We start from the raw sequence: 14,782 nt of genomic DNA, 5'->3' as shown, positions 1-14,782 counted from the left end.
GGGAAACGGACTTGGGCTGAGAAGAATCTAGCTCAAATCTAAACTGACAGCGACACCTGAAAAAACGGGTAACTGTCAGATCAAGTCTGAGCTAGTACAACTAATGGCAGTTACACAGAATCTGTTACAGGCTCAAGCTTTTTTTAAACGTGATACATTAGTTTCTGCCAATGTAAGTCTTGCGCAATACTTGACCTTAGTTTGTTCACTAATTCTGTTTTGAGCCGGATGGTTTCATTTCAGTCAGGCTTTGACAGCGCTTGACATAGTTTCTTACCGTCTGGGCTGAGTACTGTTTATCTTGCTCAGTCTTTAATCCTATTTGATTTAGTCTTTTCGCCATTTCTCTGTAGCTAAGCCGCGCTTCAATCATTGGGCCTAGCAAAGGCGATAGTCTTATCGCTCTTTTATTAGCTTCTTCTGTCTTTTTTCTATTCCGAGCATTAGTCTTATCCCGTAACCCTCCGAGTATTGCGCCTTGCTCTTTTTTCTCTCGGAGAGCTGCTTTGGTTCTCATACTAATAAAGTCTCGCTCTTGCTCTGCCAGTGCGGCATAGATGTGTAGCTGGAATTTATCTGCGTTTGGCATCGAGGCAACCTTAAGCTTTAAAGTTTTGTCTTCCATTAAAGCCGCTACAAATGACACTTTCCTACTCAATCTATCAAGCTTTGAAACGATTAATGTTGCATTGAGTTTTTTAGCCCTTGTTATGGCTTCTGTAAGCGCCTGTCGCGATGAATTACTACCGCTGACTATCTCTGTGTAAGTTTCTAACAGATCGCCCTCTGAGGCGTAGTTTGAGATGAAAAGGTTGATATCTCTTTTTTGTGCTTCTAAACCTAAGCCTGAGCGACCTTGCTCCTTCGTACTTACCCTCAGGTAGGCGATGTATTTTTCGTTCAACTTAGCTCTCCATTCATGCTGTAAAAAACAACAACGGTGGTTGTGTGTTTTACAGTCTAGGAGATAAGGGCAAGTAAATCGGCATATTTTTGTTGGATGTTTTGGATTTAAAGCCGTTTTTACACGTTGAATTACTGCTAGGCTCGGATTAGCATTGCGGATTTTTAAATTAAGTCCAAAGTTATGACTATACCTAAGGATTTCAAGCTATCTCAATTAGTGCCGAAAGTGAGAGAGCGCCTTCTAAATGAACCATCGTTCTACTTTGCAGATATTTATCGCTTTTATCCAAATGAAGCACTGGATTACAAAACCTTTATATCAATTTGTGGTGAAGCTGATAGGAGCACCGAGGAGGTGCATTCGTTTGACGATGTAGTTGATTATATCAATAGATATTTTGAAATTATTGGGGAGATTGACCTAGGCGAGTTGAACAGAAAAACAGGTCTTTTGGATTGTTTCAGCACGGAAGAAAGAAAGAAAAGTACATATTATAAAAGTAACCCCTTGAGGCTAAGCTCAAGCATTGTAGATGAGCTCGACCGATGTGGAGGGGCAATTGAACTTAGCACACATCACTTGGGTGGCAGTCAAGGTTTGGAAGTTTTTATCAAATTTGACAAGCCCCATACTATCAACAAGAAAGATATAAGGGTAGATGGCCTTGAGTATCAGAACCTTATCAAAAGCAAAATAGCACCATATATCCGGCTGCGGTCAAGTTTAGAGTCTGACCTACATGAGTTATTAGATGGTAAACAGGCTCACCCTGTGCCTTATGCTGTATTACTATACGTGAGAGAGCATGGTGAATTGCCTCTCAAAATAGGAAAAGACCAGACAGCTGAGAACGAAATGTGGGCTACGATTACTTCTGTTTATGAAGTTTCGAAAAGCGACGAAAATATTGTGTACTTTGAAGATTCGCGTTTTGTTAAGCGCGATTTATGGAAAGCTTATCAAGAGACGTATGCCATAAAAGTTTTGAATTTTATTCTGCGGAGAAGCAAGGAGTAATGTCAGTGAATCTTTCTAAGCGGAATTCGAGCAACTTAGTAGGTTCAATGAGAAATTAGACCGCTTATGGAAGAACAAACTATCGAGCACTTGAGCTTTCCGAAACTGTGTATGGAGCATTTTTTTCATTTAGCTTCAAAATTACCCAAGGTAGTAATTTCAGCAAGAGAGGAGCTAGATTTGAACATGTCGGCGGATAAATATTCAAGTATCGTAGACAGTAAGAAAAGGAAAAGATGTTTTAAATATATTTCTGTCGAAAGTCGAAGTCAAAATTTCCGAAATTTCTAATTCCTAAGCCTGACCTCATGGCTAAGTGTTGAAGAAAAGCTAAGCAACACTTTTCAGCTTTTCAGGCACGGTCATAGTGTTTGATAGTCCGTCTTAAGCTTGCTGACATTGTCAAATATTATTGAGACCGCATATGTACATAAACTGAATCCCATCAAATTGAATAACTGCTGAGCAGTTTTCCTTTATAGCGTTTGAAAAGTTTTAATCCATTTTTGGGCGAGTGCCATTCTTCGATGATTTTTCGAAAATCATTATGACCCCTCTTAGTCCCTTATGATTCTTCTCGACATGGAATCAACAAGGAATTTTATGAAACAAAACACATCGCTTAACTTGGAGTGTAGAGGTTTACTTAGACGGAGTGAGGTTTTGAAACTCACCGGCTTAAGCAAGTCAACACTTTATAGGCTTGAATCATCCAATGATTTTCCTAGCGCAATACAAGTGAGTGCTAGGTGCGTAGCTTATCGTTTATCAGAGATATACAAATGGTTAGAGGGGAGAAATTAATATGGCACAAACTAACACGAATGCAAGCGCTCAAAATTCAAACTTATACGAGGGATATGAGCACATACCAAGTGCAGAAAGAGTTTTAAAAAACCGCGATAACATAGATGGCGCCTACTCTTCGCACCTATATGAACTTAACGGTAACAACAACCGATCAGTATATGGACATTTATATAAGTCAGAGGTAAGTATATTTAGAAAACATAGTATTTCTAATAAGGATATAGACCACAGACAAAAGACTCTTTTAAGCCTAATGGGTGATATCGCCTCAGGGAGAAGAGAAAGTATGACAAAAGTCTCAGAAATTGAAATTCCGAGTATAATAGGCAGTAACCCCCTTCCTTACAAACATTGTCCAGCGACTACATTTGGTATGGAAGAGTTGCTAGACATTAAAAATGAGCACGGTGGTGAAGTAGCTCATATATGCATGCAATTGAGAAAAGACGTTTGCCAAAAAGCACAGCTAGATAAGCACGAATTTAATTGGCTCAAGGGGCGTATAAAAAGGGCGTTCAAGCGCGCGTTAGGGGGCGAGGCTAGAGGGATGGTCGTTCTTGAAATAAGTACGCCCAGACGGTCTTTAAAAGACAAGTTGACATCAACAAAGCCCCAATTACATATACATGCGATTATTTATAATTCTGATGGTTTTGACCTCAAAGTCAGAAGGCGAATCAGACAGTCGTTTAAAGAAATGATTGCTAATGAGCACGTAAACAATGCAATGATTGCGCAGATAAGAAAACGAGTTAATAGAATTAATGAGTATGGCCCGTCATATACGTCAGAGCGTATCACAGATATTGATTTAGGTATTGCGGACTATCTTTGCAAAGAACTCGATAAACCAATTGTAAAAGGGTGCTCAAACCTTGGTTTTTTCAATATGGGCAATACAGTTAGCATTCGCCACAAATGGAGATATAAACAATTACAAAGCCTTAACGCTGCGGCAAGTCATCTTAAGTCACGGGCGCAGTTCTCGACTGATATAGGGGACGTCGATAAAACGCTTGATAACGCGGTTAAATCGGTTCCAAGACCCCCAGAATTAGTGAGATTGAATCAAAGCTAAAGAGCTATCGAAGGGTGGGGCAGTTTACTCAAACTGTCTTACCTAATAGATATAACAGTTTATTCCCCTACATTGCCCCAATTTGCCCTAAAAAAAGACATTGTTTAAAGCTTATAGAAAGGCTGTGTAGGCACATAGGTCGTTAGGTATTAATATAGCGACTAGTGCTCCACTTCAAGCTCATGGTTCATATTAATCCAAAAGTCCTAGGTATAAGCTGCTTTTGTCAGTGGGTACGGTTTATTAAAAAAAATCCTCTCCCATAGAATCCTTATAGTTAGATGACATCGAAAAGGGAATAATGATACATCACCCTATTGATTGTGAACGATGTTTATGTCTTCGTTGATGTATAGGTCTCAGGCCTTCGGTTACCATTCTTCCGTGCGATTGAGGCTATTCAAACTAGAGCGTATATAAGACTGAGCGTTCGCTTAGTCTTTGAGAACAGTGCATTTTTGAGACAAAGTGTAACTTTTCATTTTGATATCGCATACATTTTTGTGTTAGCTTTATCGACATAAGAGAAATGGTTATATGAGCCGTTAAAGGCTTGATTTTAAAGCAAAGAGTCAAAAAGGATTTTGAAATGAAAGGACTAAAAGTAACTAAAGTCGATAATGGGTCACAAGCTTACGGACTTGGGCTCAAGCCTGGAGACGTTTTAGTAAACCTTGATGGCAAAGCCTTAGTTGATAAAGAATCCCTTCGACATGAAATGAGCGTAGCAGAAAGCTCTGGAAAGTCGTCTTGCGAAATTGAATATATACGTGAAGGTAATATGTTCAAAACTTCTTCACTTCTTGGTGAGCCATTGGGATTAAGCTTCCGACCATACGTCTTGAAACAATATGAGTTAAACGAATCTCTTCAAAATCAAGCTATTGCGCAAACTCCTGATAATATAGCTGTCTCGGATAGTGGAGAAGCTTCTACAGTGGAAAATCCACGGATACCTTTTGTAAGCTGGGTTCTTTTTCTATTTTCATTTTGCTCAATTGCTTTCGGAATTATTCAATATTTCTTCTATGAAGCAACTCCTTTTGGGCACATGTGGTTTGCTGCTTGCCTAGTAAATGCTGTTATTTGGCTCGCTCTTGGAACCATTGTGCACTATTTGTCTGATATCAGATATTTTGCACGTGCTAGATGATTTAAGAGGATTAATATTTGTTTTCAATCGTAATTCTATATTTGGTGCGCCGATAGGATTCTAAGAAGTTCAGTACGATTAAATCAGCGCGTTTCGGTAAGTTAGAGTTTGTAATTTGATAAATGCCTCCTTTAAATCAACTCTAAGTACGCTTTCTGTCTTGAAATTTATCGACTCTCCCTCTTATTAGTTAGACCACTGAATCATGGCGTTCAAGCAATGCTTGGCACGGGGAACGTCATGGTTAATTAATAACCCCCGCAGAAGAAGTTTGCTAGAGGACAGCAATGAAAAAAATAATATCTTTGGTTCTTATCTCGGCTCTAGGTGGCTGTACAACACACTATAGACAATTTGCAGCGCCTGAAATAAGCGGAGATCCCCTATTAGAAATCCGCAATACTCAAAGTCCTGGTGATGTTAGAACGGTTCTCACTGATGGTATTACGACGATTAAGGGGAGTTACTACGAACTAAACGAAAGGTTGATAGCGAGAACTCATCAGGCTGCAATTACTAACCAAATTGGTAGATTTGATAAAGTGATTGATTTAAAAATTCTTTCAGTTCGTTGTGGTGGCCACTTTATTCCTGACTGTGAAAGCACAGCAGAGGCGAAAATTGGAGATAAAAGCTTCGTTATGCAGAGTAGTAATCGAAATGGACATCCTTGGGATAGCGCGCTTGATAAAACGTTAGATGAAATTTCACAAAAATTGATGGCTCATATAACTCAAGAACGTCAAGACTGATTCACTGCTAGTGTGACACCGTCTAAGGCTAAAAAGTGAAATGGTCGCCAATTTTCGGCGGCCATTTTTTGAACATGGAATCTTGGTGACAGTATCTCTTCATCAGTACGCTGATAAAGTGGACTTGAACCTGATGGACGGCTATTTTGAAAAGTTATTAGACTTGAATCGAAGGAAACAGCAGTGGACAAACAATTGAATTTCGAAGACGTAAACGATAAACAAGCAGTTATACGCGCGATAGGTAAGTTCAATTCGTTAGGTAGAGACAAGTTCCTCGAGAAATCTGGATTCTCTCGTGCTACAAAGTATTTCGTTTTGTACAAAGGGAAGCAGTACGATGCTAAACCAATTCTCTGGGCTGCGTTTAAGGAGCAGTTTGGGTTTCACCTAAAAAAGAAGAGTTCTGGTGGGGTATACCAAAGAGTTCGGCCGGTCTTTGAACGACTTGGATTTACGGTGATATGTAGTCATTCAGAACTAGACAAACAATTTCAAAAAAAAGTAATTAACTCCAAGAATGACTCACAAGAGCAGCGAAGGAAGCGACTTAAAAAAGCTTCGCAGAAACCACGTGTAGCGATGGTATTAACGGCTGTATTTATTCGCAACCCAGACGTTGTAGCAGAAGTGCTGTTGAGAGCTGGTGGTATTTGTGAAAGTTGCAAAAGACCTGCCCCTTTCTTTAAAAAATCAAGTAGCGAGCCGTTTCTCGAAGTTCACCATAAAAAGCCGTTGTCTAAGGGCGGTACTGATACTGTTTCCAACGCCATCGCACTTTGTCCGAATTGTCATAGAAAAGCACACTATGGATGACTTTTGAGACAAATATAGTCAAACAAAATCCTGCTACATTCTTAAGACCACCCAATTTTAAAAGAAATTTTGACGTACTCATTATTCAGATTACCTATTGCCGCCACGATAGTACTCACGTAAGTAGAGCAGTGGTGATTATAGACTTTAATATTCTGATACAGCCAATGAGCGAGAAATGGTTATTGTTCAAGTGGAAGGTTCTGTTACAAATGTAGATTTATAAGGAAGTGTCTGAATATGTATGTCATCATCTTCACTAACCTTAAGCCGCCAACAAGACGCGTTTAAAAATTTCAAAAGGAGTGAAGTTTGAATACTTCTAAAAAATTATGTGACATAGGCCAACTTGAAAGATATTTGTTTAATATAGGCGAATCAGAGATTCTTGAATATATTACTGAAGAGAGTGACGCTTATGTGCTATCAGACGAGTTCTACAGCAGGAATATTGATCAGATTACCTCTATAAAACTACAATTGGCTGCGTGCTTTGCGGTTCTTGGTCAGCCTGAAATAGCTGATAAACTCGCACCTTTATCTTGGGAAATACTTAGTCGCGAATACGACAAGGTCGCAAATGGGATCGTTAGTGAATTCACCCAAAGCTGGCCGCGAATAAAGTAGTAAAGTAAGGTCTTTTGATAGTCCGGAGGTTCAATAGCTCCTACCACTATTTACATGTAAGCGTTTATTTTGCATATACATGTAGAACAAATGAGGTGAAAATTGGCTATAAAGAGTGGTTATAAAAAGGAGCATGCTTTCCCAAATGAGTCTTTTATTCAGGAAGCAATCGACACTTATTTTATTTCGGCTGGCTACATAATTCTAGATGACAAGTATACCGATCTAGTATGTAAGCATCCCATTAACGGGGATACATGGTATATCGAAGCGAAAGGGCTAACATCACAAGTTGGGTTAGACTTTCGAACCTGTATAGGTCAGTTGGTTCAAAGAATGAAAGTGCAGAGCTCGTTTTACGCGATTGCTTTACCTAATATTGAAAAATTTAGGGAGCAAGCTTTATTGGTGGCGCCTTATGTAAGAGAAAGCTTGAATCTTCACTGGATATTTGTTCATGAAAATCAGTCGCTAACGGTGCTTTCTCCGTCGCAAACGCTAGATGGTAAATTGCATAATCCATAGGGTATAGAGCTTAAAAAATAATGGTCAACACAAGGAGGTTTAATGTCAAAATTTGGAAGAAGTATTCGTATATTTCTTGCTGATGGAAGTCCAACAGGTTTAAGGCACGTTGAAATAGCAAATTGGACCGGTCAGGCACTAGCCTGTCCGCGGAGCAGGTTTTCTGAGTTAGCTAAGTGGGAGGAAAGCAAAAGGCCGGGCGTCTATTTCCTGTTTGAGAGTCCTAACGCGGATAACAATTTGGCCTATATTGGTGAGTCAGAAGACGTTTTTAAAAGACTCGCAGATCACGACCGTAAGAAAGAGTTTTGGAATGAAGTAATCATATTTACTAGTAAGGATGAAAATCTTACCAAGGGCCATATCAAATATCTTGAGTCAAGATTAGTTGAAGTCTCTAAATCCGCAGACCGGTATCAGTTAGAGAACGGAAATACACCGACCCGCTCTAACTTACCGCGAGCAGATACAGCAGCGATGGAAGAGTTTATTGACAATATTAGGCTTATACTTGGGAGCCTTAGTCACAAAATATTGGAACCCGTGTCTTTTAAATCGACGGCTAGCTCACCAACACCAGATGACGATAATCTAATCAACTATATATTCCAATTTAATGTTCACAAACTTACTGCTAGCGGGAAATTGACCGATGATGGTTTTTTGTTATTGAGCGGATCTCAAATATCAAAAAAGTCATCTCAAAGCATGCCGGGCAAGAGCAGGGCAATAAAGGATAGAATGATACTAGATGGGGTCCTAGAGGAACATATGGACTACTTTTTACTGATAAAGGACAAATTGATCAGTTCATCTTCATATGCAGCGTCTTTAGTAGCGGGAAACAGCCGAAGTGGGCCACAAAGTTGGAAAACATCTCAAGGTGAAACATTAAAAGCTCTCGAAGAAAAGTTGGTAAGTAAAGCCTAATCTAACATGCAAAAATAGGCTTCAATCACCCAAATTGTAGCCTCGCTACTTCGGCTTTGTTTCACCGTCTACATGAACACAAAATGTATGACACTGGGTATGATATTAATCTATATATACTTCGTCTATGAGATAGGTATCTAGATAGCGCGGCCAGAAACGCCTTTAAATGCTAGAGAAGAGCCTATCGAATATATTTTCACAAAGCGTCTCTCGATGAGTTTCCAAACGGTACAGTTGTTAAGTTGAAGGTTGCCCCTGCTGGTGGGCCAAAACGAGGAGCGTATTTAAAAGCTGCTCGCACTGCGTTAATCACTCGGGTAAAGTAAACGAAGTCCTAGGTATAAGCATGCACCTTGGTAGCTATGCTTTCTTAAAAAAAGCTGTCTTCATCAACAACCCTTATACTTAGGTTTCTAGGTTGTAGCAGTCTAGAGAAGCTCACAACGAAAAGAACTGTTTGCATTTAGTTGAAGTCGCTGTAGCCCTCTCTGAGCTTTATAAAAAGGTTGTTATAGAACCGATGCCGAATATCGGTTTAGTAAGTTCACTCAAAACTCAATAATTTTTCGATAAAACAAGGGAATGTAATAAGATTATGGTGGATGTAAATGCAAGTATGGATTTGCGTGAACTTAAGATAAAAGAACGTCTAGAGGCCTTATGTAAAAAAGACCCCCTATGGCCCGGAGTTTTGGCCGCACGCGAGGCTTTACGAGTGCTTCCGATTATTGGTATTGCTGGTCACTTTAATTTTTGGATTGAGTCTCGACCTAATCAGACCGCAGCTGAAAAAAAAGTTGATAAGCACATTGTTCCCTCAGAAGAAGGTGGAGACTCAACTGGGTGGAGCGATAACCGCGTACGTTTTGTATTGGCAAGTTTTTCAGCTAGCGGGGAAGTACTTCATCAGGCGAAATTGCCCGTTGAAGAACGACAGTTAGAAACATTCGATATTATCGCTTCAACAGCTTTAGAAGCCGCCGAGGTTGCTTTTAGCGACGCATACTCAACCATAGGAATAAACAAAACTGAAGCCGTAGCGTTCGCTGCGGAAGCTGCCTCGTTCGCCTCTGCCACCGCCAAATATGGAGCTTCTAGAGCGGTTGAAGCAGCTGAGAGTGCCATCGCTGCCTGCAATAACGCGAGTAAGGTTCTAGATACCAATGGGGCTACTCACGCTTTTTTTCAGGACCTAAAAGCTGCCGAAGATGCTTTGTCTACTCATAGTGTAATTGACGAACCATTATGGTCGAACACACGACAGGGGGTGGTTGAGATGAGTCATATCGGTAAATTTCAGTCCGCGGTCGAAACTCTTTTTAGCGAAAGCTCTGGTATTAGCGCGGAGGGAGCAGAAGCGCTAGAACAAATGCTAAAGCTTTATAATGGATATGTGAGTGGTATCGCAAATATAAATAAAAACAATGGATCGACAAAGGCTTCGTACGAGGCATTGAGTAAAGTAAGTTCCGAAGACATTAATGCTAATAAAGACACCTTAAACCGCGGTGCATTGGTTAACGGGCTGGCAAATATTTTGTGTGACAAAGAGCACATACATCCGCTTACTATTGGATTAATGGGAAACTGGGGAAGCGGTAAATCTCAAGTATTAGCATTATTAAAGAAAGAGCTTAAAGCCCGTGACTGTGAACAGCCATTTCTGTTTGGTGAATTTAATGCTTGGGCCTATGAGCATGCTAAAAGCAGTCAAGCGGCGATGGCCCACGAAGTGATTTCAGCTTTAACCAGTCATGATAAGTTTCAGACTGTTAATATGGAAAGCGACCCTGGCTCACGCCTTAAACAGTCGATTTTGAACCTTTTTCGACAGATAGGTTGGATAATGAGTGGCCGTGTTCGTATCATTTATGCTTTTGCCATAAGAAAGCATCTTAATAAAGTTTTACAGTCTATTGGTTGGTTATCACTTTTCGTTATAGCGTCGGCATGGTTAGCCGGGCAGGGCCTTAACCAAAATCAGATACCTGATTTTTCGAAGCCATTAACCAGCGGAGCATTAATAGCAATAATTGCTAGCTTGTGGCAGCTTCCCAAACAATTGCGGTACATTATCTCTCAGCCAATGACCAAGGAATTCCTGACCTATATTAAATTGCCGAACTATGCCTCACACATTGGTGAAATCGCCGAAATGCAAAAAGATATTCGTCTAATAGCAAAAATCCGCTTAGGATTTCAAGACGATGCATGTCACGACTATTTAGGCAAACTATCGAATTTCCGTCGTTTGTTATTTGTAGTAGACGACCTAGACCGCTGTAGTCCAGAGGGAATTGTAAAAACCTTTGAAGCAATTCGACTGGTACTTCACATACCGCATGTGACCGTAGTGGTGGCAGTTGATCAACGTATTGCGTTGGCCGCGTTAGCATTGCATTACAAGGGAGTTGAGCCATACCATACTCTGCAGGATGCTCGCGCAATCGCTCGCGACTATCTGGCAAAAGTTATTCAATTGCCTGTTGTGATTAGCGACGGCGACAATGAATCACTGACTGAATTTTTAAGTGATATATGGCTGGAAGAAGGCACTAACAAACAGAATTGGTTAGCACATCTGATTAAAGACGATGAACTTCAAGCGCCAGCAGAGCACCTAGAGATAAAGACTCGTTCTTCGAGACTTGATGGACTAGATTTAGATTCATTCATTGAAGACGATGGATTGAGCGAATACGAGCTTGCTAAATTGATATTAGAGACTGAGCCAAAATCAGAGCCTCCAAAACCAGAAGTCCTTAAGGGCTTGAGTGACCACCAAAAAGCAGCGCTCTATTACTGGGCTACCCATTTTGGTTTGACTAATGCTAGACAACTAAAGCGCTTGGACAATAGTTACAACTTGATTCGACTAGTGGCCCAAGAAGAAGATAAAATAGCATTAACGCAAAAGGTTGATAGTGTTGATAAACAACAGCTTAAATTCAGCTATGGCTATTTGGTCACACTGATGACATTAGAATTTATAAATGGCATTGAAGTAACCGCATTGCGTGAAAATGCTTCGCGATTTCTTCGTAAAGGCACTGTTTGTCGATTGAATGCCATGGCCAATCAGCAACACAAAGCAACGCTTATTGGTGCACGTATTGTAATTGAGAGTGCTGCAGAACAACTCTATTCACAAACAGAAGCCGCGTTACGCTTCGAAAAATTGTTGCGCTATGTAGAAAACTTCGCGCTCCCCGCTATTGATGGATTTGATGTCGACACAGAAACTGTTTCAAATAGTCAACCTAATAGCGTTAAGGGTTAATTATCAAAGTTGTTAGACCCAAAGCCCTAGATATAAAGTTTTTGGTGCAGTGGGTATGGTTTCAAAAAAATCGAACGTATCAAAGAACCCTTATAGAAAGTCCATGTTGAAGGAATATTTAAAAAGATATCCAGTTGTGACAAGAAGGATACGCTTTAGGCGCACTATAAGCTCGAATGAGGTACGAATCAAAATTTGTAGTGCGTGTGTGTTTCAGAACATGAAAAGTGTTCTTAAAGGCGCTCACGCTAATCTATCGAGCGCAAACACGAAGGTTTAGCACTATCTATCTCGGTATGCATTGGATAATAAAGAAAGGATATTTGTAACGTAATCAATTATCAAAGTAATTCGTGGTAATTTAAACATTATTTGATATTTTGCAATTCGCGCAGAGCGAAAAAAAAACGGTATCGCGGACCATCTGCTTTTTCTCAACTACGTTGTTTTGTATGGCCGTAGCGTATGTGAAGAGAACATACAAATTTTACAGTGTGATTTCAGAATAAATTATTTGGGAGACATGGACTTGTTGAACTATTCTTACTACCCATTTCAAAAAAATATTGAGGACATTGACCACGAAGATCTACTTATACTTAAAGAAGTTTCGGAGGGTTGGTATATTGACTACAAAAGTCAGGGATTAAAAATCACTGACTTCGCAAAACATATGTCTGCTTTTGCTAATCAATATGGTGGTTGGTTAATTCTTGGGGTTAAAGAGAACACTGACGGGAGTCGAACAGCATCCGAATTTGTAGGTATACAAAATTCTGAGCTTGAAAAAGTCTCTAGGGATATTCGGGAAGCATCATCTTCACATATTAATCCAGAAGTTTTGTATGAAGAGAGAGTAGTAGAGGGGCCCGTTGATGAAGTTGGATTATCTGAAGGGAAATCAATACTAATTATTGGAATTCCAATGAGCCAAAATACCCCACATATACACTCATCAGGAAGAATTTATCGAAGATTAGCTGACCAATCTAAGCCAAAAGAAGAAATAGATAGATATCTACTTGATGATTTGTGGAAGCGCGGCAATGAAAAGAAAAGTAAGATCGCTGAGTTTTTAACGAGCATCCCAGCATTACCACCTAGCCAATCAGAGCAACCATGGGCACATATCTATTTCAAACCATCTCAAGGTCAACTAGGTCCTGCTGAGGAGTTAACATTTGCTAAGTTTTCTAACATTGTAAGAAATGCTGACAAAACTGTGGAAGGCGTTCATGCACCCATGCAAGGCATTAACTCAACAGCTGACGGTTTTGTTGCACGTCAAATTGTTAAGAATGATCCCAGCCTAGCCACCCTAACATTTAGATGGTGGCACAATGGGATGGCGCGGTTCGACATACCGTTGAGTTGTTTTGATATAGCGAGATTTCTCGAAACGCACGCACAGAATAAATATGCTAGGGATTTTTGCATTCTCGCAGATGAAGCTGGCTATTCAACAATCAAAATAGTTGATTATTCGCTCTTTGTTCAAGCTGTGGCTTCGCTGCTTAACACCTATCTTCATCTGCTAAAAGTCACGGAGGATACACGAGATATTTATTCATGCTTTACGCTAAGAAATGTATTTCATACATCTCCATTTGTGGATTCCAAAAAGTTTATAGAAAGGGCTCAGACACATTCTATTCCACTAACTGTGGACAACATTATTGTTGTACCACAAGAACCTTGTGAACAAAATATGTTATTAATTGAGAGCGCTAAGCGCTGTGTTAATCTTGATTCTGAAAAAAATCGTCAGTTCATACCATATTTACTGTCGGCTCAAATTGTCTACCGCGTATTTGAAGCGGTAGGGATAGCTCCCGAATATGAGACTTTTATAGATGATACAGAGGCGTGGGGCTTTAGTAAGGTTAACAATCAACCTAATCTCTAAAAAATATCAACTTTTATCATTGGTGAGGGGCTTGTTTACTTAACTCATTTGGAAGTAACTGGCGGCTACTTTAAGTACTTAAAGCTTCACTCACGTGTTCGTGCTTAAAGAATAGAAACTCTGGTATATGAAACCTGCTAAGCTCGTCCCTAAACTAACCAATCACTCTGACTCATGAACTCTAGTTTCTGAAGCAGAGCTGAAAGCTCGCGTTGAGACAGGTTAATACTATCTTTTAGAAGGCATAAATGTTGCTCATTTATCTCAGCGTCGAAAGCGGATATTGTGATAGTAAGGACTAAATCGATTTCGTCCAATGCGTTGATGAAGTCCAGTTTTTCCATGTTAATTTCCTTATGCTTATTTGGCAGAGTAGCCATTAGCGGCTGGAGATAAAACTGGACCTATGACTAGTTTTTATGCTTTACGACGCTCTCGAAACTTTTTGTATGACACCGCACTCCAATCAATACCGAAGTCGATAGCATCAATATAAGCTTTTATAAACGAGCCGCTGTAACTGCCGTGGTTGTACGTTTGGGTTCTCACGCTGTCATCTCTATGGCCTGTAACATAAAAGGCTTCATTTCGTCTTAGAGGCTGTTCTTTAATAGTCGTTTTATCAAGAAGCGAAGTAAACGTGTGCCTAAATGAGTGAAAGGCTAGCGGAGTGTTTTTATCATTTCGCTTCGGGATGTTGGCATACTTAACAAAGGCTTCGTTGTACCATTTAGAAATAGTGTTGCCCAAACCCTTTGTATCGCTCAGATTTAGGTCGTAAAAGAGTAAGCCAGACTTTCGTTTCCCTATGAAATCAAGCAAACCAGAATTCAAAACAGCATCGGCAACAGGTATGTTCCGCAAAGAATCCTTAGTCTTTGCATGTTCCGGCCCATTCCGATCACCCATTTCGGTTCAATCCGATCACTGATTTCGGTCTAATCCGATCGCCTATTTCGGTTTTATCCGATCAAAAAT

At 40.0% G+C, this 14,782-nt stretch carries 13 protein-coding genes; 10 read left to right on the top strand and 3 right to left on the bottom strand.

The genetic code is table 11. The annotated features are described in order from the left end of the window. Window positions 1-208: 208 nt before the first annotated feature. Window positions 209-904 carry a recombinase family protein gene (locus MHN02_RS20460; RefSeq protein ID WP_171338588.1) on the bottom strand — a complete coding sequence of 232 codons (696 nt, stop codon included), beginning with the start codon at window positions 902-904 and terminating at the stop codon, window positions 209-211. Window positions 905-1,087: 183 nt separating this feature from the next. Between MHN02_RS20460 and MHN02_RS20455 the strand changes: the two genes are divergently transcribed. From MHN02_RS20455 to MHN02_RS20410, 10 genes are all read left to right on the top strand, one after another. Beyond that, on the top strand, window positions 1,088-1,924 hold the full coding sequence (locus tag MHN02_RS20455; RefSeq protein WP_171338587.1) for a hypothetical protein: 837 nt from the start codon (window positions 1,088-1,090) through the stop codon (window positions 1,922-1,924). Between the two features lie 805 nt (window positions 1,925-2,729). Then, a complete protein-coding gene (locus MHN02_RS20450) occupies window positions 2,730-3,812 on the top strand; it encodes a hypothetical protein (protein WP_171338585.1) in 1,083 nt (360 codons plus the stop codon). A 589-nt stretch (window positions 3,813-4,401) separates the two neighbouring features. Then, window positions 4,402-4,965: a PDZ domain-containing protein gene (locus MHN02_RS20445; protein ID WP_171338584.1), complete on the top strand. Its 564-nt coding sequence runs from the start codon at window positions 4,402-4,404 to the stop codon at window positions 4,963-4,965. A 287-nt stretch (window positions 4,966-5,252) separates the two neighbouring features. Next, on the top strand, window positions 5,253-5,717 hold the full coding sequence (locus MHN02_RS20440; RefSeq protein WP_171338583.1) for a hypothetical protein: 465 nt from the start codon (window positions 5,253-5,255) through the stop codon (window positions 5,715-5,717). Between the two features lie 183 nt (window positions 5,718-5,900). Further along, on the top strand, window positions 5,901-6,533 hold the full coding sequence (locus MHN02_RS21845; RefSeq protein WP_216600867.1) for an HNH endonuclease signature motif containing protein: 633 nt from the start codon (window positions 5,901-5,903) through the stop codon (window positions 6,531-6,533). Between the two features lie 312 nt (window positions 6,534-6,845). Then, on the top strand, window positions 6,846-7,160 hold the full coding sequence (locus MHN02_RS20430) for a hypothetical protein (RefSeq protein WP_171338582.1): 315 nt from the start codon (window positions 6,846-6,848) through the stop codon (window positions 7,158-7,160). A 102-nt stretch (window positions 7,161-7,262) separates the two neighbouring features. Continuing rightward, window positions 7,263-7,685, top strand: coding sequence for a hypothetical protein (locus MHN02_RS20425; RefSeq protein ID WP_171338581.1), 423 nt, complete (start codon window positions 7,263-7,265; stop codon window positions 7,683-7,685). A 42-nt stretch (window positions 7,686-7,727) separates the two neighbouring features. Then, window positions 7,728-8,615: a GIY-YIG nuclease family protein gene (locus MHN02_RS20420; protein WP_171338580.1), complete on the top strand. Its 888-nt coding sequence runs from the start codon at window positions 7,728-7,730 to the stop codon at window positions 8,613-8,615. A 598-nt stretch (window positions 8,616-9,213) separates the two neighbouring features. Beyond that, window positions 9,214-11,898 carry a P-loop NTPase fold protein gene (locus MHN02_RS20415; protein ID WP_239247840.1) on the top strand — a complete coding sequence of 895 codons (2,685 nt, stop codon included), beginning with the start codon at window positions 9,214-9,216 and terminating at the stop codon, window positions 11,896-11,898. Window positions 11,899-12,421: 523 nt separating this feature from the next. Next, entirely contained in the window at window positions 12,422-13,804 is a 1,383-nt protein-coding gene (locus MHN02_RS20410; RefSeq protein ID WP_239247839.1) for an ATP-binding protein, read from the top strand. Window positions 13,805-13,953: 149 nt separating this feature from the next. Here MHN02_RS20410 and MHN02_RS20405 read toward each other — a convergent pair whose 3' ends face one another. Next, complete coding sequence (locus MHN02_RS20405; RefSeq protein ID WP_171338577.1) at window positions 13,954-14,148, bottom strand: hypothetical protein; 195 nt, start codon at window positions 14,146-14,148, stop codon at window positions 13,954-13,956. A gap of 73 nt (window positions 14,149-14,221) precedes the next feature. Continuing rightward, window positions 14,222-14,713 (bottom strand): hypothetical protein, encoded by a 492-nt coding sequence (locus tag MHN02_RS20400; RefSeq protein WP_239247838.1) that lies wholly within the window; start codon window positions 14,711-14,713, stop codon window positions 14,222-14,224. Window positions 14,714-14,782 lie beyond the last annotated feature (69 nt).

This window comes from Alteromonas sp. CNT1-28, assembly GCF_022348345.1.
Lineage (GTDB): Bacteria > Pseudomonadota > Gammaproteobacteria > Enterobacterales > Alteromonadaceae > Alteromonas > Alteromonas macleodii.
The sequence above is the reverse complement of the archived record's forward strand: the minus strand, read 5'-3'. Positions and strand labels throughout refer to the sequence as shown.

Excerpts from the sequence above, each read along its gene's own strand:
- MHN02_RS20450 (WP_171338585.1), top strand. The coding sequence starts at position 2,730 with ATGGCACAAACTAACACGAATGCAAGCGCTCAAAATTCAAACTTATAC.
- MHN02_RS20410 (WP_239247839.1), top strand. The coding sequence starts at position 12,422 with ATGGACTTGTTGAACTATTCTTACTACCCATTTCAAAAAAATATTGAG.
- MHN02_RS20415 (WP_239247840.1), top strand. The coding sequence starts at position 9,214 with ATGGTGGATGTAAATGCAAGTATGGATTTGCGTGAACTTAAGATAAAA.
- MHN02_RS20420 (WP_171338580.1), top strand. The coding sequence starts at position 7,728 with ATGTCAAAATTTGGAAGAAGTATTCGTATATTTCTTGCTGATGGAAGT.
- MHN02_RS20400 (WP_239247838.1), bottom strand. The coding sequence starts at position 14,713 with ATGGGTGATCGGAATGGGCCGGAACATGCAAAGACTAAGGATTCTTTG.
- MHN02_RS20445 (WP_171338584.1), top strand. The coding sequence starts at position 4,402 with ATGAAAGGACTAAAAGTAACTAAAGTCGATAATGGGTCACAAGCTTAC.
- MHN02_RS20405 (WP_171338577.1), bottom strand. The coding sequence starts at position 14,148 with ATGGAAAAACTGGACTTCATCAACGCATTGGACGAAATCGATTTAGTC.
- MHN02_RS20455 (WP_171338587.1), top strand. The coding sequence starts at position 1,088 with ATGACTATACCTAAGGATTTCAAGCTATCTCAATTAGTGCCGAAAGTG.
- MHN02_RS20440 (WP_171338583.1), top strand. The coding sequence starts at position 5,253 with ATGAAAAAAATAATATCTTTGGTTCTTATCTCGGCTCTAGGTGGCTGT.